Origin of the sequence: Acinetobacter beijerinckii CIP 110307 (assembly GCF_000369005.1) — a bacterium.
GTDB lineage: Bacteria > Pseudomonadota > Gammaproteobacteria > Pseudomonadales > Moraxellaceae > Acinetobacter > Acinetobacter beijerinckii.
Genome location: NZ_KB849766.1, coordinates 544,884 through 568,437, shown reverse-complemented (window position 1 = coordinate 568,437; position 23,554 = coordinate 544,884). Strand labels below are relative to the sequence as shown.

General features: G+C 36.9%; 17 protein-coding genes and 1 pseudogene. 7 read left to right on the top strand and 11 right to left on the bottom strand.

Going from position 1 to position 23,554, the window contains the following annotated elements; genetic code table 11:
- Positions 1-4 precede the first annotated feature (4 nt).
- The 9 genes from F933_RS15850 to F933_RS15810 form a co-directional block, all read right to left on the bottom strand.
- Positions 5-886: an alpha-amylase family protein gene (locus F933_RS15850; RefSeq protein WP_034711160.1), complete on the bottom strand. Its 882-nt coding sequence runs from the start codon at positions 884-886 to the stop codon at positions 5-7.
- A complete protein-coding gene (locus F933_RS15845) occupies positions 864-2,711 on the bottom strand; it encodes a hypothetical protein (RefSeq protein ID WP_005062847.1) in 1,848 nt (615 codons plus the stop codon). Before F933_RS15845 ends, F933_RS15850 begins: the two co-directional genes overlap by 23 nt.
- Positions 2,712-3,962 carry a glycosyltransferase family 2 protein gene (locus tag F933_RS15840; RefSeq protein ID WP_005062845.1) on the bottom strand — a complete coding sequence of 417 codons (1,251 nt, stop codon included), beginning with the start codon at positions 3,960-3,962 and terminating at the stop codon, positions 2,712-2,714.
- Positions 3,949-4,854, bottom strand: coding sequence for a hypothetical protein (locus F933_RS15835; RefSeq protein WP_005062843.1), 906 nt, complete (start codon positions 4,852-4,854; stop codon positions 3,949-3,951). The genes F933_RS15840 and F933_RS15835 overlap by 14 nt, the downstream gene beginning before the upstream one ends.
- On the bottom strand, positions 4,855-5,601 hold the full coding sequence (locus F933_RS15830; protein WP_005062840.1) for a hypothetical protein: 747 nt from the start codon (positions 5,599-5,601) through the stop codon (positions 4,855-4,857).
- Between the two features lie 166 nt (positions 5,602-5,767).
- Positions 5,768-7,210 (bottom strand): cryptochrome/photolyase family protein, encoded by a 1,443-nt coding sequence (locus F933_RS15825; protein WP_005062838.1) that lies wholly within the window; start codon positions 7,208-7,210, stop codon positions 5,768-5,770.
- Positions 7,211-7,331: 121 nt separating this feature from the next.
- Entirely contained in the window at positions 7,332-7,814 is a 483-nt protein-coding gene (locus tag F933_RS15820) for an FKBP-type peptidyl-prolyl cis-trans isomerase (protein WP_005055116.1), read from the bottom strand.
- 122 nt (positions 7,815-7,936) lie between these two features.
- Entirely contained in the window at positions 7,937-9,223 is a 1,287-nt protein-coding gene (locus F933_RS15815; protein WP_005062836.1) for an NAD(P)/FAD-dependent oxidoreductase, read from the bottom strand.
- A gap of 93 nt (positions 9,224-9,316) precedes the next feature.
- Positions 9,317-10,636: a D-alanyl-D-alanine carboxypeptidase PBP6B gene (locus F933_RS15810; protein WP_005062834.1), complete on the bottom strand. Its 1,320-nt coding sequence runs from the start codon at positions 10,634-10,636 to the stop codon at positions 9,317-9,319.
- A 170-nt stretch (positions 10,637-10,806) separates the two neighbouring features.
- On the opposite strand from F933_RS15810, the gene F933_RS15805 reads away from it, so the two are divergent.
- Positions 10,807-12,510, top strand: a complete 1,704-nt coding sequence (locus tag F933_RS15805; protein WP_005062832.1) for a M61 family metallopeptidase — start codon at positions 10,807-10,809, stop codon at positions 12,508-12,510.
- A 72-nt stretch (positions 12,511-12,582) separates the two neighbouring features.
- On the opposite strand, the pseudogene uraH reads toward F933_RS15805, so the two are convergent.
- Positions 12,583-12,979 (bottom strand): annotated as a pseudogene (gene uraH / locus F933_RS15800) (hydroxyisourate hydrolase).
- Between the two features lie 482 nt (positions 12,980-13,461).
- On the opposite strand from uraH, the gene F933_RS15795 reads away from it, so the two are divergent.
- Together F933_RS15795 and F933_RS15790 are read left to right on the top strand one after the other, a co-directional pair.
- Positions 13,462-15,693, top strand: coding sequence for an NADP-dependent isocitrate dehydrogenase (locus F933_RS15795; RefSeq protein ID WP_005062830.1), 2,232 nt, complete (start codon positions 13,462-13,464; stop codon positions 15,691-15,693).
- 194 nt (positions 15,694-15,887) lie between these two features.
- Entirely contained in the window at positions 15,888-16,532 is a 645-nt protein-coding gene (locus F933_RS15790) for a hypothetical protein (protein WP_034711157.1), read from the top strand.
- A gap of 74 nt (positions 16,533-16,606) precedes the next feature.
- Here F933_RS15790 and F933_RS15785 read toward each other — a convergent pair whose 3' ends face one another.
- A complete protein-coding gene (locus F933_RS15785; RefSeq protein ID WP_005062828.1) occupies positions 16,607-17,425 on the bottom strand; it encodes an rRNA large subunit pseudouridine synthase E in 819 nt (272 codons plus the stop codon).
- Positions 17,426-17,618: 193 nt separating this feature from the next.
- Between F933_RS15785 and icd the strand changes: the two genes are divergently transcribed.
- From icd to F933_RS15765, 4 genes are all read left to right on the top strand, one after another.
- Positions 17,619-18,875, top strand: a complete 1,257-nt coding sequence (icd, locus tag F933_RS15780; RefSeq protein WP_005062826.1) for an NADP-dependent isocitrate dehydrogenase — start codon at positions 17,619-17,621, stop codon at positions 18,873-18,875.
- A 153-nt stretch (positions 18,876-19,028) separates the two neighbouring features.
- Positions 19,029-19,538, top strand: a complete 510-nt coding sequence (locus F933_RS15775) for a hotdog fold domain-containing protein (protein ID WP_005062825.1) — start codon at positions 19,029-19,031, stop codon at positions 19,536-19,538.
- 235 nt (positions 19,539-19,773) lie between these two features.
- The gene (locus F933_RS15770; RefSeq protein ID WP_005062823.1) at positions 19,774-20,592 is read left to right on the top strand and encodes a PhzF family phenazine biosynthesis protein; all 819 of its coding nucleotides are present in this window, start codon (positions 19,774-19,776) and stop codon (positions 20,590-20,592) included.
- Between the two features lie 144 nt (positions 20,593-20,736).
- Positions 20,737-23,496 carry a M16 family metallopeptidase gene (locus F933_RS15765; protein WP_005062821.1) on the top strand — a complete coding sequence of 920 codons (2,760 nt, stop codon included), beginning with the start codon at positions 20,737-20,739 and terminating at the stop codon, positions 23,494-23,496.
- Positions 23,497-23,554 lie beyond the last annotated feature (58 nt).

Below are 23,554 nucleotides of genomic sequence, written 5' to 3'. Positions count from 1 at the left end.
TAGTTTAAGTTCGATATCTGATCTTATACCACAATGCAACGCTATAAACCGTCCAACGATTCATATAATGAGGACCATCAAAAATATAAACTTTTTGACCCTCATAAGCTTTTAGTTGTTCGATAATTTCCCACGGATAAGCAGATCGAAATTTTCCATTCTTCATTGGACGAAATGCTTCCAGAACAATAATGATTTGATCTTTTCCAAATTCTTTCTGTAAGTCTTCTAATATAATTCTTGCTTGTTGAGGTGATCGAGTTCCGACGCCTACACCATCTTGAAAAAATACACCTGTATGTTTTGGTAGCCAACTTTTTAACCAAGAATCCAAATATTGTGGTGATGGTTCAGCGCTGTAAATACTTATCCAAACGGGTTTTGATAAGCTCGTGATGGCTTTAGCAAGTTCATGTACACAGATCCATGTAGGATCGGCTTCTACAGGAAAATAATATCCTTTCAAAGGAATGGTTTTTGTATCTTCAATAATTTTATTTGAATGTTTTGCTAACTCGAGTACATTAGCTCGGGCAATAGTTTCATTATATTCACCAGCTAAACCAAGAATAATATTTTGTGCCCATGGTTCTTGATTAAGCTTTTTAATATTTATATTTTTTTCCCATTTTGAAAAATGTGAATCATGGTCAAACCAAGATTTAGATTCAACCACAGACCACTGTGGCAGAAAAGTATTCACACCCAATAAGTCCCAATTTCCTCTAGGTGCAGTTGTGGCTAAGTCTGGTTGCCAAAATATACCTTCAATTTGAGGAGGCTGTATGTCATCTGCTTGAACGCCATGCATACAACCACCTAACAAAATTAAAGAGCAAATAAAAATTATAATAAATGCTTTTTTAGTTAGCCTTTTTTTTATCATTTGGTCTTTTGCGCCAATACCAAAGCAGGATTGCTAAAATCATAATAGCAGAGATAATTATGATCAGTACAAAGAAAGAAGATTGTTGAACTAAAGGTACCTTTTGATTTCCAACAATAATCTTTTGTAAAGTAAAGACTTGCCCATTTTCAGTAACTAAAATTTTACTCGCATTATTGGGAATGTTTTGTTGAATTTTCTCCCAAATTTTACTGAAATTTTGTGCACCTTCGACCGAGTCGGTAATAATATCAAAGCGTTGATCTTGAAAATTGATTAAAAATCCGCGATCAGCAGCTGGTGCATAAATAATATCGGGGTGCATTAAAACTTGTTGTTTATAAATACTCGGATTGACTTGAACATTTAAGACTTCAGGTTTCTTTTGATCATATTTAACAACATTTAATGGCACAGGAGCATTCGTCATTAACATTTTCTTAGTAGTTTGACTAATTGCAATAGCCATTTCTAAGCTGCCAGCATGACTATCGATGGCAATTGTTGGATGCGTCGCAAAACTCATCGGTAGAGATGCAACCCCATTTTTTAATTTGTGAGGTAATTTTACTGTTGATTTTTGCGTATCAATCCAGAGTGAGCCTTTTGCTGTGGGTAGACATTGAGAGTTTACGATGACAGAGTTTTCTAGCTTCATGCTAAAAGTAGTACTGTCCGAAATGGTTTTAGCAAAGTAGTTAAATTGTCTATTGACTGGATCGGAAGCTAGGTCAGCAGTCTTGAGGCTTCCTGCTAAACCGCCGTCAATCCACGTTGTAATATTAGAGCCTTCTAATAAACCACTTTGGACTCGAAGTGCAATTTGTCCCTGTAAAATATCTGTGGGTTGCCATACTGCAGGAAAATTTAAAAATAGATTTTTCTCCGCTTGATTAAGGCGGAAATCACTAATACCTAAATCGGCAAGTGTTTTGATCTGCTTTAATTCAGCCCATTTAGGTTCCGCCAATTTATTGGGTAGGTATGTTGCTGAAGTATCAAGTTGTTGCAAATAATCTGAATTTAATAATCCGTTTATCGCTGATACTAATTTTTCAGGATGATCATATTCTATAGTTAAGGTTGGAATATCATTTTGAGCACTAATCTGTACTAAAGTTCCATTTGGCATTGGCTTAGCAGATTTAACAATTTCGATGTAAAAATTTGCAGGCTGATCAGCAGGGGCAGTTTTTTCGTACCATTTTATAGGCGTTGCTGCACTCCAAGCGCTAATCAAGCGACCAAGCATAGAGGCTTCAATTAATTGAGAAGAATTAAACTTTAAAACGCCAACAAATTTGGAAGGACGTACAATTTGTGGATTAAATAATGCATCAGGCAAATCTTTAAGTTTATAAACAGGTCTATAACGTAAATACTTAATTTTTGAGTTGGTCAGATAGGTCACTTGATCAACATCTTCGCTACAGAAGGTGGTTCGATCTGCTGCAGGAGAGGTTGGAGGAGAATATTGTTGTAAAATAAAATCTAGTCGATGGAAGCCACTTTCGCTTGGGGGAATATTGAAGCTTAAATCACCAGCGCCATTGAGTGTAGTGTTATAAATTAATTTGTCGTCATATTTTACGAGCAATGTTGTGAAATGCTCCGTAGAATAGTCGGTACTAAATTGAATACTTTGCCATTCTGACCCTTTACCAATATAAAAAAAGTGTGGTTCAATCGTATATTTATTTGACGTGTTTATATTGTCAAAAGTCCAAGTATTCCATGTATCCGCTGAAGAAAATACTGGCAAAGAGAGGACCGCTGTTGCTAAAAGAGCCCGAAGAATCTGTGGTTTCAATAGTTTTTTTTTCATTTATTTTCTCTCTTTGCTACGTTCAGTTTTATACCACTGTAAAGAATTACCTTGAATTTTATTTTTCAGCATATCGTAAGCAGCTTTAAAAACGATAAACAAAAATATTTGAGAATACGTTATGTAAGATAAGACTGAAAAGAAATATAGTTGAGGCTTAGCTCTTTCCAACGAAAGGGTAAACCACATTTGTGCGACATATAAACAGAAAGACAAGCCCCATAACAGGGTAAAAGGACCTGCTAAGGTGATACCTGCAATACCTAATAAACCTAATGTGAGTGTAATGTGACTCCAAATTAGGGCTGGAACAAACAGTACATAACACATAATGTTATTAAATATTTCAATACCGATAGGAAATGGTTTTCTAAGAGCAATCGGTAAATATTTACTGGTTACATAGAAGTTCCCTTGAGTCCAACGAGAACGCTGCTTAATAAAAACACTTAATGATGGTGGGTCTTGTTGCCAACCTACAGCATAAGGAACCCATTTAATCCGTCTTTGACCCAAGAAAATTCTAAAGCTCATTTCAGTATCATCAACCAATGACTTTTCATCAAAGCCACCTAACGTTTCTAAAGCATCACGCCATATAACATAATTTGTACCCATTAACGTTGAAAGCTCAAAGCGCTGCCAACGACCACCTTGGAATATCCATTGAAAAAAAATAAATTCAATTGCGATAAAACGAGTCAGGATACTGTCACGCCAATTACGTGTGCGCACTTTACCATTCACCGCAACTAATTTTTTATCAGCGAGTAAGGTTTGTGCTAAAAGACGAACACAATCAGGTTCAGGCGTACTATCTGCATCATAAACCACAATTAACTCGCCATTTGCATGAGGAAGGCCGTTATTTAGTGTGCGAGATTTTCCTTTACCTCCCATACCTTTAGGAACATTCACAATTTTAATGCACGGGTAAATAGCTGCCATTCTTTCAGCTATTTCCAAAGTATCGTCTTTAGAGCCATCATTAATGAGTAGTACTTCATATGCATGCTCAGGATAATCTTGTTGAGCGATGGCATGCAAAGTATCTTCAATCACAACACCTTCGTTATACGCTGGGATCAGTACACTCAAAATTGGCCATTGTTCAGGTATGGGTAAATTTTCTAATTCACGAGCAGCATTTTTTGAATATTTCCAAGCTTGGAAACTTAACCACGCCCAAAAAGCTTGAGGAATCCAAATCCCTAAAAATCCAAATAAGAAAAGAACATCAATTGCGGGCATTTATTCTTCTCCTACGGATAATTGAGATGATTAAAATGAGTAATAAAATTCCTCCAAAGAGTAAAGAAATCCAAGAAATAGAGCTGCCAAAAGTACTGAGTAGACTTGGGTAATGAGCGGAAAAAATATAATCTAATGGAATGACTACGATACTTAGTACGATGAAGACATAACCCAAAAGATTTGTTTCAATTCCTTCTGTGGTACTTCGATAATTCGTATTATGTATCTTCCATGAAATACCTAAATTTGGATATTGAATATTATTAACTGACATATTCAGAGGCGGATTTAAAATAATTTGATAACCGCTGCTTTGTGTTGGGTCGATTGTGGTGTTATAAAAAAATTGTTGTTTGTATTGAATTACTCTTGCAGGAATATTTAGATCATTTGAGTTTTTTGATTGAATGAAGTAATTACCAGCAGGTTGAGAAATAATATTTTGATCCCAGCCAGTCTCAATCATTGCCCCAAGAGGTCTAAGACCTATCGCTGTAGAAAAGGTGGCTTTCGCTGCAAAATACTTTGGCGTTTTCATTTGATATAAGGCAATTGGTATAGCACCCTCATTGACTGCTTTTTTTATTTTAAAATATTCAATAAAACTAAAATAATCATTTGGTAAAATAACCCCAGGGTTAATACCATGCCTTACAATATTTTTATAGCTTTCTGAGTCTAATTGATCTGAGGTAAATATGGGCCACCATGTTGCATTTTTAGGAAATAGATGGTAAATCGTTTCTGTAGGTTGGATTTCATAAGAGGATTCATCCTCTGTAGGTTCAATTTTGCAATGATAATAATCCTGATAAAAACTTCGGAGTGTTGGATCAGGAAAGTTAGATGTTGCAATTAAGACACCACATATATTGATGATCACTGACATTTAAGAATCTCCTATTTGGGGAGTTAAATATTCAGTTCGATCTACAATTTGAAGTTTGAGTACTGTTAATGATTTGAGTTTTTCAATAAACTCAGGTTCAGAAAATCCTTCTGTTAATTGATCTTGATGAATGACGATACTTTTAATTTGACTCAGTTCTTCATTAATAAAATGATAAATAACATTGTTATGATCATTTGATAATATTGACATAATTTTATTTTGTGTTTCTTTCCAAATATCTTCTCCTAACATTTCACGAATTAAAGTAGTGTTGATAATGCTTATATTATAAATTTTATAATGATCTTTTTGTGTGAGTTTTAACAGTTTTTTAAGTTCAACTTGGAAATGTTTAAGAGCGGTAATGGGTAAAATATCATGTTGATAATTTCGATCGTAACTTTGAATTGCACGAAAGCTTCTTAGAGCATTTTGAATATTGTGACGAATTGCACTCATAAAAATAGGTGCTATTGGAATCACAAATAATAGTAGAAGTTGTCTTTCAATATACGTTTGATTGGCTAGATCAAGTGAAAAATAAATTGCCATACTTATGAAAGCAATTAATCCTAAAATAAGGGCAAGGCCAACATTTAAAAAAGCACCAACAATTAACAAGATAACTAAAAAAATCCAACTTCCTCGATAGGTTGCTGGTAACCATTCATATGCAACGACTCCCATAAATAACTGAGAAGAAACAATCCATAATATGAGTGCGGGTGCTGGGTTCTTTTGCATAATAATTTTAATTTTTTTAGCTTGTTTTAAAATAAAATTAACATCGATAACTCGCTTTTTCGATATGTTTTATGTTTCTATTTTTTTTAAATAATTGTGAAAAAAGTAACATATTACAGACATCGCTGAATGTAATATGTTACGTGATGGTCACAAAATTTAAAAATTATTGAGAATGCTTAAATGCTTCTATAGCACGAACACGGCTCAATTTTAAATCGACTATTGGCTTAGGGTAATTCAATTTAATCGATGAATTTTTTGCATAAGGCTCATGAATTGTCTTTGCATCCAACCCTTTCAATTCGGGCACCCATTTCCGAATGTAATCACCTTGGGGATCAAATTTATTGGATTGGCTGACTGGATTAAATACTCTGAAATAGGGCGCGGCATCGGTACCTGTTGATGCACACCACTGCCATCCACCATTGTTTGCAGCCAAATCACCATCGATTAATTGCTGCATAAACCATTGTTCACCTATTCTCCAATCAATTAATAGGTTTTTACTTAAAAACATCGCACAAATCATTCGGACACGATTATGCATCCAACCTGTTGCAAGGAGTTGTCGCATTCCAGCATCAACTATCGGGATACCTGTTAAACCTTGCTGCCACTGTTTTAAACTTTCCTGATCATCTCGCCATTCGATATTTTGAGTCGATGCTTTAAATGGTAAATGTTTAGAGACTTGAGGGAAATCAAACAAAATATGTTGATAAAATTCTCGCCATAAGAGCTCATCTAACCAAGTCTGTTGACCTTCAGATTGAATAGTAAAATGACCTAACTGCTTTCTAAATAGTGCCTGAAGACATTGGCGAATCGAAAGAACACCTATATTTAAATAAGGTGAAAGCTGACTTGTACCTGACTGTGCAGGAAAATCTCGAGCCAATTTGTATTCTGCTAAATGCTCTTCCACAAATTGATCTAATAATGCTAAGGCATGCGCTTCACCAATTTTCCATTCACACTCAGTGTTTTCTCTCAGTTGGTCTTGGAAAACCGAACGTAATTGTTCAATATCTGTATTTGTTAGCTCGGTTAGATTTAATTCAATTGGCAACTGTTGTAATGGAGATGGATAGCACTGAGGAAGTCCATGTTCTAGACGTTGATAACATGTTTTCTTAAATGCGCCAAAAACTTGATAGGGCTGATTGGATTGATTACGGATGGATGCGATCGGAAATAAGGTTCGATCTTGCAGTAAAATCAGTTGTTTTTGCTGTAGGTTTAAAATGTGATGAATCGCATTATCACGTTTTAACTCATTGAAACCAAATTCGATGTTGGCGTAAATATTTTGAAAAGGGATATGTTTGAGCAAATTTTCAATAAATTGGGGAATGCCTTTCCATAAATCAACTGTTTGAACCATGAGGGGAATATTAAGAGCTTCCAGGTCTTGTTTGAGTTGTTTCAATTGGCGTAAATAAAAATCAATTTTTATTGCTGCATCATCATGTAACTGCCATTGTTTCGGAGAGAGGATCACCAAAGCGATACATGGACCTGCTTGGGTCGCATGCCACAGAGCAGCATGATCTTGAATTCTTAAATCTTGACGAAACCAAATCAATTGATAATGATGAGACATAAACAATAACGACCAGTTAAATAATGAGAAAGAAGTTTAATTTTTATTATTTTATTAAATTATATGTGAAGAAAAAGCAAAGCCGTAGCTTTGCTTTTTTGTGCACTGATTCAAAAATGAATTAGTGGTGGTGACCACCTGCACCGTGAACGTGACCGTGATCTAATTCTTCTTCTGAAGCATCACGAATTTCAATGATTTCTACTTCAAAAGTAAGATCTTGACCAGCAAGTGGGAAGTTTGCATCAACAACAATGTTTTCGCCTTCAACCGCTTTAACAGTTACGATTTGCACGCCATCATCAGTTTGAGCTTGGAATTGCATACCTGGTTGGATGTTATCCACACCTTGGAACATTTGAGCTGGAACTTCTTGAACAAGATCAGGATTATATTCACCATAACCTTCAGCTGCTGGTACATTTACTGTGAATTTTTCGCCAACAGTTTTACCTGTAAGAGCATTTTCTAAACCAGGAATGATGTTGCCTGCGCCGTGCAAATATGCAAGTGGTTCACCTTGAGATTGATCAAGTGTTTCACCCTCAGCGTTTGTTAAAGTGTAGTGGAATGAAACCACGTGGTTATTTGCAATAGCAGTCATGTTGTTTGATCCATTCAATCAATTTAGATGTATATCATAAAGTGAAAAATAGATTTTGTTGACTATTTTCCACTTTTTGAAACGATTTCGTTATTTATGGGAGCAAAATTCAAGATTTCAACTCAATAAAGCTTAATTTTTGGACGTACACGACGGGTCAGGAAATCTTTTACAGTTAATGCCCCAGCCTGAGTGTAGCCATGAATATTTGCTTGATGAAGTCGATAGAGCGAAACGTACATGGTTTTTGCAATAAAACCTTGCACACTGACATCACCAAGTAATTCACCGACAGCCTGATTGCGACTTAACGACACTAAAGAGCCTTTATCGCTAAAACTAAACATTGGTTGTGGTGAAGCTGATAAACGTGCTGCCATTGCATCGACGAGGAAGGTGGCTTGCTGACTTGCAACTTGCGCTCGTGGAGCAAGTGGTGGTTGGCGCGCATCGAGTTGACAATTAGCACAATCGCCAAAGGCAAAAACGTTTGGATCAGAATAAGTCTGTAGTGTTGCATAGACCATTAAACGATTGATCTTGTCACGTTTAAAGTCGGTAAATGATTCCAAGACCTTCGGCGCTTTCACACCAGCAGCCCAAACGGTAATGTCTGAATGAATGACATCGCCATTGCTGAAATAAACATTTGTTTCATCAACTTTTTGAACTTTATGTTCAGTCAAAATTTCGATGCCCATCTTCTTCAATTGTTTGGCGCTATGTGCAGCCGTCTTTTCGTTCAGAGCAGGCAAGATACGATCTGAAGCTTCAATCAAAGTGATTTTGACTTGTTTAGGATTAATTTTCTTTAACCCATAACGATAAAAGTTTTTAGTGGTTTCAATGAGTTCGGCTGCTAGTTCAACGCCTGTTGCACCTGCACCAACAATGCCAATATTTAACGCACGCTCTGTTGGTTGATTTTGCGCTTCAATATACAAATGGAATAAGTCTTGTTGGAAAATATCCGCTTGTTTACGGCTATCTAAGAAATGGCAATAATCACGAACACCTTCAGTACCAAAGTCATTTGAAACAGAACCTACGGCAAGCACCAATGTATCGTAAGTTAAGTTCTGAATAACAGGCGTGTGTTCTTTAGAAAGCTGTGGGGGAGAAATGGTAATTTGTTTTTGGTCTTTATTTACATCAATTAAGGTACCAAGTAGGAACTCAAAATGATGTTTTTCTGCGTGAGCAAAATAATTGGTTTGTTCTTCGTGGGGATTGAGAGAGCCAGCAGCAATTTCGTGGAGAAGTGGTTTCCAAATGTGGGTGAGGTTTTGATCAACTAGTGTGATTTTAGCTTTCTTTCGACTGCCAAAACGTTCACCTAATTGTGTTGCAAGTTCTAAGCCACCTGCGCCACCACCCACAATCACGATATGATGTAAGGTTTTGCTCATGATTAACCTAATTATTTTTGTGAAAGGATGGTTGGATTATGCCATCCTTTTTTCAACATTGTATGGTCAATCTTGATTAAAATTGTCAAGTTTCTACCCTTGATTTAAAGGATAGAGTTTGGCAGTACTGGTATCATTACTTGAAAAAAATGAAAATAGATTAGAAAACCAAATCATAATTTTCTGAAAGATATTGGCTTCTTCAATCTGCACTTCATTTTCAATCTGTAAACTACGAATGAGTTGATTATTTTGATAAATTGATACGGTTGCCAAGTTCATCACTTGAGTCAATGGGGCCGTTAAATGTTGCTCATTAAGTTCAATATTAATATGCGTATTGGTGGTTTGCAGCGGCTCGATTGTAGTCACTTGTTGATTTGCATCGACCAAATGAATGCGTTGTGTCAATAGATTAAAATTATTCAAATCTATTGGCATTGCTTGATCATAGAGTGAAGTGGTCACGATAGTTGGTTGTTTTGTCTCTACTTTAAATATTTTTAATGTTGATTTGATCACTGGAAGTTCTGCGATAAGTCTTTGCTTTGGAATGACTTCTTCATCACGGGTATAGGTATAAGCTAAATTCATTAACTTATGTGCAACTTCAGCTCGTTTCACAGCACTTGGCGTACCAAGCACAATAACAATAAGGCGACGCTTTTCTAAATGCTGATTTGATGTTGGTCGTTCAGCAGTTAAAGCTAAGTTATAACCTGCCGCTTTGGTATAACCTGTTTTTAAACCATCTGCTGTAGGATCCATTTTTAATGCAAGATTGGTGGCGTGATGGAAGTGTTGGTTATAGCTAAAACTTGGCATTTTTGAATAATAGAGGTATTCAGGCGTTTCTTTTACAATCGCTTTTGCTAATAAACCCAAGTCAGCAGCTGTTGAATAATGATCAGTCATGGTAATCCCAGCAGGATTACTAAAGTGCGTATCCTTCATGCCCAATGCTTGAGCCTCTAGATTCATACGTGTAACGAACTGCGGCACACTGCCCGAAATTTTTTCAGCTAGCGTGACTGCTGCATCATTCGCTGACATGACGATCAAACCCGCTAAAAGTTGATCAACTGAAATTTGTTCACCAGCCTTCAAATACATTTGTGACTCATCCCACATCACTGTGCTCACGACAGGTGTTGCAGTGAGTATCTCTTCTTTACGTAATTTACCCGCTTCGATTTCTTTTAGAGCGATGTATGCAACCATCATTTTGGTGAGTGAGGCAGGTGCACGCTGGACATGACTATTATGCTCAGCGATGATTTGTCCTGATTGTGCTTCGACAATTGACCAAGCTTGAGCTTCTACCGTTTCAGGGGCAATGTTAAGTAAATTTGCATGTGCAAGGTTTGCACACAACAGACTAAACAACGTAAAGAGGGAGAGGAGAAATTTCACGTGAATACCTTGTGTTGCCGATCCGATGGCATGAAATGCGAAAAAAGCATGCTATGACTTTTTTGTTGAAGAATCCAGCAACTTTTGCTGACAATTAATACATCCGCGCATGACTTTGTAAAAAAATGCTAAGCTGTGTGAAACTGTTCCTATTTTCATGATTAAAAACTATGTTGCACTATCAAATTGAGTTTGACGATTATCGCCAACACCTTATTCATGTCACGCTTCGTTTTCTTGCAAATCCCAACCAAGAGCTTTGGTTGCCGACTTGGATACCAGGAAGTTATTTGATTCGAGAGTTTTCAAAACATATCGAATCAGTAAAAGCATCTGATGAAGCAGGGCGTTTATTAAGCATAAAAAAAACAGAAAAAAATCGCTGGCGTTTGTTTAACACTGATCATGAGCTTATTACAGTTGAATACGATGTATATGCTTATGATTTATCAGTACGTGGCGCATATGTCGATCAAACCCGTTTATATGTAAACCCAGCATGCGTGTGTTTAGGGCTACAAGATCAAGAGCAAGCACCTTGTGAAGTTGAGTTGTTCTTGCCAGATGAATTGAAACACTTCCAAATTGCTACAGGTTTGCCAAATAAAAGTTTAGTCAAAGGGCGCTTTACGCTGAAAGCAAATCATTACGATCAATTAATAGATAGCCCTTTTGAGTTAGCGGATCAAAGTCGTTTTAGCTTTGAGGCGAATGGCATTCCTCATGAATTTGTGATTTCAGGCAAACACAATACACATTTAGAACGTTTACAAGCTGATATTGAAAAAATATGTCGTACTGAAATCGACATGTTTGGTTCGGCACCATTCAAAAACTATACCTTTATGACTATGGCAACAGGCAATAGTTATGGTGGCTTAGAACATTGTAATAGTACCAGTTTGATTACTCCACGTGATGATTTACCTAAAGCCAATGAGCCAAAAGAACCATCTAAGGATTATCAACGTTTCTTGGGGCTGTGTAGCCACGAGTATTTTCATTCATGGTTGGTAAAATTTATTCGACCTGAAAACTTTGCGAATTATGATTTAAACAAAGAAGGTTACACCAGCTTGTTGTGGATCTTTGAAGGTTTTACTTCTTATTACGATGATTTGATTTTATTACGTAGTGGCGTGATTTCTCAAAAGTCGTATTTAGAGTTGCTTAAAGCGCAAATAGATCGATACTTGCAAAATCCAGGACGCTTTATTCAATCGGTTTCTGAATCGAGTTTTGACGCGTGGATTAAATTCTATCGTCAAGATGAAAACTCTAATAATGCAGGGACAAGCTACTATAACAAAGGAAGCTTGGTCGCATTGTGTTTGGATTTAGGTTTGCGCTTACGGGGATCAAATCTTGATCGCTTATTGCGTCGTTTGTATGAAAATACCCAAAAAGGTATTCAGGTTAATGAACGGGCAATTTTCGAGTTGTGTAATGAGTTAACTGGCGATAATTGGATCGAACAAATTAATCATTTGATCAACACCACAGATGAATTACCTTTAGATCAATTATTTCCTGAGTTTGGTTTAAGTTATAACCTTAAAAATGAAAAAGCTCTGCCATTTGGATTAAAAGCAGTAGATAAAGCTGAAGGCGTGTTGGTGCAAAATGTTCGTCGTGACAGTGCGGCTGCTCAGGCTGGCTTATCTGCTAATGATGTCATTATTGCGATTGATGGCATCAAAGCATCAGAAAAACTATTAGCTAAGTATGCAAAACAAGTTGGAACGTTTACCATTTATGCCTTCCGTCGTGATGAGTTATTAGAATTTGAACTCGAAGCGGCTGAAAATAAATTAACACATGTTGAATTAAACGTTGAAGATCAAAACGCTCTAGATCGTTGGCTGAAATCTTAGCGTCATAATTTGATTTACTAATACTTGTTCGTTAAAAAAAGCTCACACAGTGAGCTTTTTTAATTTGTACCATTAATTACCGTGATAGGTTGAATAACCATAAGGGCTGATTAACAGCGGGATATGATAATGTTCAAGCTTTCTATCCACTATGAAAACTAAAGGGACTTCTGGAAAAAATGAAGTCTGTTTTCATGTTCAAACCATTCGCCAGTTTTAAAAGTGAGTTTATAAATCCCTTTTTGAAACGCTGCATCTTTTGGATAAAGATCTGGAATGCAACCTTGTTGGTTTGTTGTACTTGTACTAAGTTGCTTCCATTGATTGTTTTCTTGCTTTTCCAAGATCACTTTTACTCCAGCGGAAGGCAGCCCATTTTCTAAGTTAAGTACATATACACTTAAGGGGTTTTGAGCAAAGCTGAAGGTTGATAGTGTCAATGTTAAAAAGGCAGTAATAGCTTTGTCATTTGATCGAACCTAAAAATAAAAAAAATACTTTAATCATTTGTTCAAAATATAAGTTTAAAAAGTGTAAATGGAACTTGAGTCGAATATGAGTTGTCATCTAAATAATTTAAGATAAGTAGATTAAGCTTTTAAAATCTAATGCTGCTATCTGAGAATAAAAGTTCCAAATATTTTCAAAGTGCAGGAAAAATTTTCATTTTGTATTATTTCGTAGCGAAATGTCGTTATCACGATATATTACATTGACTGAGAAGTAATCAGAGCTGATACTCTCATGTTTTATTTAAGCTAACCGGTTCGCAAGAGCTGAATTCTAAACTTGCTCTTATTATTTCGTAGCGAAATGTCACTATCACAAGATATTGCGTTGACTGAGATTCGATGAGGATTGATACTCTCAAGCCTTATTTCAAGCAAACCGGTTCTAAGAAGATGGGCCACAAGCTCGCTTCTAAACTCAATTCAACACAAGGGGCTATATATGGCTGGTGGAAAGTCAACAATCATTTACACACTAACTGATGAGGCGCCACTGTTAGCGACCTACTCGTTGCTGCCGATCATTGAAACCTTTACTAAGCCAGCTGGCATCGAAATCGTGAAAAGCGATATCTCTGTGGCTGTACGTGTACTCGCGGAATTCCCAGAATATCTTAGCGATGAACAAAAAGTGACAAATAACCTTGCAGAGTTAGGTCGTCTCACGCAGGATCCAGATACAAATATCATTAAACTGCCAAATATCAGTGCTTCGGTTGCTCAATTAACAGCGTGTATTAAAGAGTTGCAAGCTAAAGGATATGCAATTCCTGATTATCCAGAAAATCCAACAACTGATGAAGAGAAAGAAATCAAAACACGTTATGGCAAGTGTCTTGGCTCTGCTGTAAACCCTGTATTACGTGAAGGTAACTCTGACCGCCGTGCGCCAGCTGCTGTTAAAAACTATGCGAAAAAACACCCGCATTCAATGAGCGAGTGGAAACAGTGGTCACAAACTCATGTTTCTCACATGGATGAAGGAGACTTCTACCACGGTGAAAAATCAATGACGCTTGACCGTGCCCGTAATGTGAAAATGGAACTCATCACCAAGTCTGGTGAAACTATCGTGCTTAAGCCAAAAGTTGCGCTTCAAGACGGTGAAATCATTGACTCAATGTTTATGAGCAAAAAAGCATTGTGTGACTTCTACGAGAAAGAACTCGAAGATTGTCGTGAAGCAGGCATTCTGTTTTCATTACACGTAAAAGCGACAATGATGAAAGTATCACACCCGATCGTCTTCGGTCACTGTGTGAAAATTTACTACAAAGATGCTTTTGAAAAGCACGGCAAGTTATTTGACGAACTCGGTATCAATGTTAACAACGGTATGGCGGGTCTTTATGAAAAGATCGCTACTTTACCGACATCTTTACGTGAAGAAATCATCGAAGATTTACATGCTTGCCAAGAACACCGTCCAGCGCTTGCAATGGTTGATTCTGCAAAAGGTATTACCAACTTCCATTCACCAAATGACGTGATTGTAGATGCTTCAATGCCTGCAATGATTCGTGGTGGCGGTAAAATGTGGGGTGCTGACGGTAAACCTTACGATTGTAAAGCAGTAATGCCTGAGTCAACGTTCGCACGTATCTACCAAGAAATGATTAATTTCTGTAAGTGGAACGGTAACTTTGATCCACGTACGATGGGTACTGTGCCAAACGTCGGTTTGATGGCGCAAAAGGCAGAAGAATACGGTTCACACGATAAAACTTTTGAAATTGCGGAAGCGGGTGTTGCTAACATCACTGATCTTGAAACAGGTGAAGTGTTGATGTCTCAGAATGTTGAGGAAGGCGATATCTGGCGCATGTGTCAGGTAAAAGACGCACCAATTCGTGATTGGGTGAAACTTGCAGTAACACGCGCACGTAACTCTGGTATGCCTGCGATTTTCTGGCTTGACCCATACCGCCCACACGAAAATGAATTGATCAAGAAAGTTGAAAAGTATCTTGAAGAACATGATACAGATGGTCTTGATATTCAAATCATGTCACAAGTTCGTGCAATGCGTTATACGCTTGAGCGCGTAGCGCGTGGTTTAGATACGATTTCTGTGACGGGTAATATTCTTCGTGACTACTTAACTGATTTATTCCCAATCATGGAATTGGGTACATCTGCGAAAATGCTTTCGATCGTGCCGTTAATGGCGGGTGGTGGCATGTATGAAACAGGTGCGGGTGGTTCAGCACCGAAACATGTACAGCAGTTAGTTGAAGAAAACCACTTACGTTGGGATTCTCTTGGTGAATTCCTTGCATTGGCTGTGTCTTTAGAAGAACTTGGTATCAAAGAAGACAATAACCGTGCGAAATTGCTTGCCAATACACTTGATCAAGCGACAGGAAAATTGTTGGATAACGACAAATCTCCATCACGTCGTACAGGTGAACTTGATAACCGCGGTAGCCATTTCTATTTAGCGTTGTATTGGTCAGAAGCATTAGCGACTCAAGATGAAGATGCTGAGTTAAAAGCGAAGTTTGCTCCTCTAGCAAAGGCTCTCGCTGAAAATGAACAGAAAATTCTTGCTGAATTAAGTGAAGTGCAGGGTAAAGCTGCTGATATTGGTGGCTACTATGCAGTTGATCCAGCGAAAGTAAGTGCTGTAATGCGTCCAAGCTCAACGCTTAATGCTACGCTTGAAACAATTTAAGTTTTAATAATTTACTGATAAATTTGTCAGTAATGTAAAAAGCCGATGTGAAAACATCGGCTTTTTGTTTATGAAAAATAAATATTGCCAAAATAGAAAGAGTAAAGAGGAATAATTTTATTTATTAAGTATAGAATATACGGTTATAGTCTTTGTTTTATCAAATTAGTAGTTTTGAAAGTAAAGAAATTTAAATGAAAAAAATATTTGAAAGTAAAAGTTGGGATGTTTTTTTGATTAGTTGTGTTCTTTTTACAATTACCTATGGAATTCTGCTAATGCAAATTAGTATTTATGATAAGAATTTCTATTATAAGTGGAAGGAAAAACACATTTATGAAGATTCTTCACTGAAAATATATAGTTCTTATAAAGTGAAAAGGAAAAGCTTTTTTAAGACTTATTATTTGGAAATCTATAAAGGAGATCAACTTTTTTATAAAGATGAATGTGCCTTATCTCTAGAAAGTTATTGTAAATCAATGCTTGAAAAAGGAGGTCTACCAATTAAAAATTTAAGGTATAAAGAAGGAATAGATACATCTCATAAAAAAATTATTTATTCAGTGCAGTCTTTCGAGATAATAAATAATGGTAAAAATAAAAAAATTGATTATTCCTCGACAGAGAAGACTTCTAAAAATAATATTTTTTTTATAATCATTTCTGTCTTACTATGCTTGGTTGCACATATGTGGATTATAAGGAAATGGTTTTTAACGAGGGAAAAGGATTTTATTGAAACGAATCAATTAGAATATTGGATAATCAAAGTTGGATTGCCATTGAGTATGATTGTGGCTTTTATCTTATTTTTTAATGAATTTAAGTCTATTTGAAGCTCAAAATAAAAAATTGGAAAAAATATGTTATTAAGGAGCCATTTTATAGCTCCTTAATGCTTTAAAAGATATTAACGACTATTACGGCTACGTCCACGCGGTGCTTTAGTATTTGGTCGAGTTGTACCATTGGTCTTACGACGTGGTTTATCAGCTTCATCAGTTTGCCAAATACGTGTTGTACCGCCACCCGCTTTTTTCTTCCCTTTAAACGGTTTTTCACCTTTCTCTTCACGTGCTTTATCTTTGGCACGAGAGAAATGCGGTTTATTATTCGTTTTTTTAGCAAAAGAACGTCCTTCATACGGCTTGTCCGCAGGAACATCTTTAAAGTCAGGATATAACAAAGGTTCAATTTCAACTTGTTCGCCAGGTTGTAAACCTAATTTGACCACATCAATAGAGCCAATTTGAGTGCGAATCAAACGTAAAGTCGGAAAGCCAACAGCCGCAGTCATGCGACGAACTTGACGATTGCGTCCTTCACAAATTTGTAATTCAATCCAAGTGGTTGGAATGCTCGCGCGAAAGCGAACAGGTGGATTACGTTCCCATAACCATTCAGGCTCATCTACTTTTCGAGCTTTAGCTGGCAAGGTTATACCATCAGCCAGTTCCACGCCTTTTTGTAATTGTTCAATGGCTTCGTCAGTAACGTCACCATCAACCTGAGCAAGATAGGTTTTATATTTCTTATTGTCAGGATGGGTAATAAATTGATTTAACCCTCCGTGATCAGTAAGAAACATTAAGCCTTCAGAATCTAAATCTAAACGACCTGCAATACGGAGTTCAGGGTCTTTAATAAAGCTTGAAACCGTTAAATGTTTTTCATCTTCACGAAACTGTGACAAAACGTCAAAAGGTTTGTTGAATACGACTATTTTCATATGAGTATACTGCTTTGGCTATGGGCGGCATCATAACAATAAAGGTTTTTATTTAACGCAAAAATGTTGTTATTTCACGTCTAAATCACAAAAAAACCTGTTTTGAACTTAAACTGTTTCATGCAATAAAAACGAAAGTATGCCACAGAAGGCATAGTGATAATCGCTAAATACATGAGGGAGAACCTGCAAAATGGGTTATCAGAAGATCGTGGTTCCTACAGACGGTGATAAAATCACAGTAAATGCAGACCTGTCACTGAATGTTCCAAATCGTCCAATCATCCCTTTTATTGAAGGTGATGGTATTGGTGTTGATATTACACCAGCTATGAAGTCAGTAGTAGATGCTGCTGTATTAAAAGCTTATGGTGGCAAACGTTCGATTGAATGGATGGAAGTCTATTGTGGTGAAAAAGCAGACAAAATTTATGGCACTTACATGCCAGAAGAAACTTTTGAAGCTTTAAGAGAATTTATTGTTTCAATTAAAGGGCCATTAACGACACCTGTTGGTGGTGGTATTCGCTCTTTAAATGTGGCATTACGACAAGAATTAGATTTATACGTCTGTGTGCGACCTGTACGTTGGTTTGAAGGCGTTCCTTCTCCAGTGCAACATCCAGAACTGACTGATATGGTGATTTTCCGGGAAAACTCAGAAGATATCTATGCTGGTATTGAGTGGAAAGCCGATTCTGACGAAGCGAAAAAAGTTATTAAATTCTTAAAAGAAGAGATGGGTGTAACAAAAATTCGTTTTGATACAGGTTGTGGTATTGGCATCAAACCTGTTTCTAAAGAAGGAACCCAACGCTTAGTTCGTAAGGCGATACAATTCGCGATTGATAATGATAAACCTTCTGTGACCTTAGTACATAAAGGTAACATCATGAAATATACCGAAGGTGCGTTCAAAGAGTGGGGCTATGAGCTTGCGATGGAACGATTCGGTGGAAAACTTCTTGATGGCGGACCTTGGGTAACAATTAAAAATCCAAGAACAGGCAAAGATATTATTATTAAAGATGTGATTGCTGATGCCTTTTTACAGCAAATTCTCATGCGACCAGCGGATTACTCTGTGATTGCCACCCTTAACTTAAATGGTGATTATATTTCTGATGCACTTGCTGCAGAGGTCGGAGGTATTGGTATCGCGCCTGGTGCAAATATTGGTGGTGCAATTGCCGTTTATGAAGCAACGCATGGCACTGCACCTAAGTATGCGGGACAAGACAAAGTTAATCCAGGTTCGATCATCCTTTCAGCGGAAATGATGCTTCGTGATATGGGGTGGACTGAAGCAGCCGATCTCATCATTCAAGGTGTTTCGGGTGCAATTGAAGCGAAGACAGTCACCTATGATTTTGAGCGTTTAATGCCAGGAGCAACTTTATTAAGATGTTCTGAATTTGGACAGGCGATCATCAACCACATGGGAGATTGATTGTTATTCAACAAGAAAAGGGCAGTAACGACTGCTCTTTTTTTATTTTTCACACATACGTGAACTGGGTATTCACATAACGTCTTTGTAAAATTGAGTCACATAGATATCAATATGTTAACTTGATCAAAACAGCTTCAGATCGAATATAAAATGTCTAATTTATTGAATACTTTCGTTCAAGATTTAAAGAAAAGCATAAGTCCGCACGGAAATTATGTATTAGATGCCTACACTAAATTGAAAAAAATTCCAGGTGGATTAACAATACTTTCAAAGATTGTTAGTCGAAAAGCACCTTACTTTCAAACGGTTGATCCAATTATTAGTAAACTTGAACGCAATTATTGCGAAGCAAGAATGTCAAAAAATAAAAGCGTAGAAAATCATATTGGTACAGTTCATGTGATTGCGATCTGTAATGGTTTGGAATATGTCATGGGGGTACTTACAGAAGCTTCTATTCCAACCCATCTCAGATGGTTGCCAAAAGGGATGCAGGTCAACTATGTCGCTAAAGCTAATTCAGATATTAAACTGATTGCGCGTGTTGAAGATGAATGGAAAGTTGGTGATCTGAATGTTACGATTGAAGCTTATCGTGAAGATGGAGTCGTAGTTGTGCAAGGTGTGATCACGCTTTGGGTGACAGAAAAGCAATAAGAGCAATTTTAAACGTTCATTTATTCAGAAATATTATTGAGCGTTATCATGGATTGAACTCAATCAAATTCGATTGTGTTTTTAAGCAGAAAATATAATTGATCACCATGATTTGAAATAAATTGAGAATACATCCGAATTTAATGTGTGGTGTATCGTAAATTTAGGAAAATCTGTATCTATATTTTTTATATCATACGTTCAAAATGTTTAAAAACCTGAAGAGTTATATGCAATGAAGATGTATCAAGTCGATGCTTTCACTCAAGCTTTGTTCAAAGGGAATCCCGCAGCGGTGATTGTGGTTGATGAATGGTTAGATCAAAACTTAATGCAAAATATCGCATTGGAAAATAATTTATCTGAAACAGCTTTTGTAAAAAAACAAGATGATGCTAATTATGAAATTCGTTGGTTTTCACCAACAGATGAGGTTGCCTTCTGTGGACATGCGACTTTAGCCAGTGCCTTTGTTTTATTTAAAGATTTTACCACAGTAAAGACGATACAATTTCATGTGAAAGACTTGGGCATTTTTATCGTTACTCAAGATGACGACGGTAAAATTAAGATGAATTTCCCAATTCGTAGAGCAGAGTTAATCACGGAATATCCACAAGTATTGCGTGAAGGTTTAACGAAACCGTTTAAAGCTGTGTATCTAAATGCTCAGGCATATATTGTTGAGTACGAAACAGTGCAAGACGTACTGGATGAGCAACCCAACTTAGAAAAGTTAAAGCAGCTTGGTAAAGTACGTACAGCGATTACTGCTTCTCAACCAGACGTGGCAATTACAGCAAGAGGTGAAGGACAGTTTGATTGTGTGTCACGTTATTTTGCACCTGCGGTTGGTATTGATGAAGATCCTGTGACTGGTTCAATTCATACCGCGATCGTTCCACTTTGGGCTGATAAACTGAATAAAAAGCAATTGGTTGCCTTTCAAGCTTCAAAACGAGGCGGTATTTTAGATTGCGTTATTCAATCTGAAGATCGAATTGAGATTTCGGGCTATGCAAAACTCTATATGCAAGCTGAACTCGTAATCTAAATTTTTACTCAAGCACTATAAAAACCAAGAAAAAAGCTGCTTAAATCGGCAGCTTTTTTCAAAACATAACTATTAAAAATATAAATCGTTCACTAGTATAGTTCCTTGTTTTTATTTAAATCACCAATAATTCTTGGATAAATTATGTTAATGCGGTTTAAGCAACTAACTCTCTCTCTTTGTTTGATCGGGTTGAGTGCGTCGTCTTGGTCTCAGGCTGTACTCGTAAAAAGTGAAAAAAATATTGAAGAATATAAATTAGATAATGGTTTTAAAGTTATTCTTGCGCCAAATGAAAAAGAAAACAAAGTTTATGTGAACACGATTTACTTGACCGGCTCACTCAACGATCCAGAAGGGAAAGGTGGTCTTGCTCATTTGTTAGAGCATTTGGCATTCAAGGGTACTCAAAATGTCAAAGGTGATGAGTTTCAACGCCGTCTTGATCAATACACCTTAATGACCAATGCGAGTACCGATTATTACTCTACCAAATATTTAAATATTGTTCGTCCAGAAAAAGATGCACTCAATGAGATTCTATACCTCGAATCTGAGCGTATGGATAAATTGGTGTTACAAGAAAAATTTGTGCCTTCTGAAATCGAAATCGTAAAACGTGAAAGAGAGATTCGTATGGATCAACCTTTTGCCGTAATGATGGATCAAGTCTGGAAAGCAGCTTATGGCAATCAATATTTAGGTCGGTTGCCAATTGGTGACTTGCCTGAATTGAAATCAATCAAAATGAATGAGCTGAATCAGTTTTATCGAACATGGTATGCACCGAATAATGCAATTATGGTCATTTCTGGAAAATTTGATAAAACTGAAGTATTAAATAAAATTGATCAGTATTTTAGCCCGATCCAAGCTCGATCAGTTCCTGAACAAGTGAAAGTGCCTGTACTCGATTCTACTAAGATTCAACAACGCCAGTTTACGGTACAAAAAGGCAGTGATCTTGCGAAATTCCATATTTATATGAATGGAAAAGACAGTAAGTTACAACCCGCTTTAGCTCTTGCTCCAGCACTGTATACCATGCAGCCAAGTGGTGCTTTATATAAAAGCATGGTCGAAACAGGGATTTCTACAGCAGTACAATCAACCACATGGTTAGATCAGGATTTTAATTTAGTATTTATGGGGGCGATATATGCGCCGAATCATGATGCTAAGAAAGTGAATGAATCATTGACTCAAGGTGTTGAAAATAGCCAAGCATTTTCTGAGGCTGAATTGCAGCGTATCAAAAATATTACCCAAAATTCTGCTGATTCGATTATGAATGATGCAGTTGCCTTAGGTTCGCGTCTCAGTGATTATGCGGTATCTTCCCATGGTGAATGGAATCAGTACTTTAAAGATTTAAATGCAATTAAAGATTTAAAACTAAACGAAGCAAATCAAACCCTAAAGCAGTTTTTAGTTGCTTCGCACCGTATCTCTGGTGATATTTTACCGACTCCTGAAGATCAGAAAAAAGCCATGACACTTCAATCTGAAGAGCCAAAAAAGACTTTAGATCAAAGTAGTGAAAAGCCAGAACCGTTAAAAGATGTTGGTGTTTATAAACAAGAAGTAGCTCAATTTGTCTCGCAATCTGCTGAAGAGTTGCAAAAAAATGAGCAGAAAATTCAGCGTGGCGAGTTAAAAAATGGTATCCGTTACGCTTTATTTCCAACGTCAACACGCGATGATAAAACCTATGCCACGATTAGTTTAGATTTTGGTGATGAGAAGTCTTTATTTGGTAAAGGTATCACGCTTGATTTAACCAGTTATCTTATGTTGCGTGGCTCAGAAAAGCATAGCTTGCAAGAAATTACCGATCGAGCCATCGCAGCAAGTGGTGGCGCGTCAGTAAGTACCAATGGCAATGGTATGACCATTGTGGTACAAGCCAAGAAAGACAAATTTGAGGATTTCTTAAACTTTGTTATTGATGTGGTTAAGCAGCCAAAATTTTCTCAGACAGAGTTTGACTTAGCTAAAAATCAAAGTTTATCTGCATTAGATCGTCCTTATACAGAGCCTGATGTTGTTTCCTCAATGGCGATTTCAAAAATACTTGAAATTTACCAACCTGGGGATTTGCGTTATCACTTTGATCCTGAGTTAGCAAAAAAACAATTAACGGAAGCCACACAAGCACAAGTTAAACAATTTTATGATCAATTCTTCGTAACCAATCATGCTCAAATTGCGGTTACAGGTGATTTTGATGCCAAGAAAATGCAAAAAACGTTGCAGAATGCTTTTGGAAGTTGGAAAACTCAACAGCCATATAAAAAAGTGAATGGTCAATATACGCCGTATAAAGCGCAAAAAGTTCATGCACTCTCTGAACAGCGTGAGTTTGGTAGTTATCAGAGTATTTTAACGATGCCAGTGGGTTCGTATCATCAGGATGCTCCCGCATTGATTATTCTGAGTCATATAATGGGGAACTCTCAATTATCTTCGCGTTTGGCACAAGAACTACGTGAAAAGAATGCACTTGTGTATGGCTTTGGCAGTAATTTAGATTTAGATTCCGATATTGATAGCGGTTGGTTAAGTATCACTGCGAATTATACCGCTGGTCGTTCTGATCAAGTTTCAAAATCTGTTCATAGGGTATTAACTGATCTTTTAGAGAAAGGTGTTACAGAACAAGAAGTTGAAGCAGCAAAAGCTGACATCATGAAGAAGCGAGTAACTTCACTACAAGATGAAAGAAATATTCATGGCATGCTAACAGGACAACTTGAACGACAAAGAACTTTGTTAGATCGAGCGAAACGAGATCAAGAAATCGCTAAATTATCAAAAGCTGATGTTGATGCTGTGATCAAAAAATATATTAAGCTTGATCAATTTGTCGAAGTCATGGCAGACCAATATGGTAAAGCTCAGTAATTCCTGAAAAGAACCTTGCTATTTCTAAGTACATCAAAAGAGGTCGAAAGTGATTACT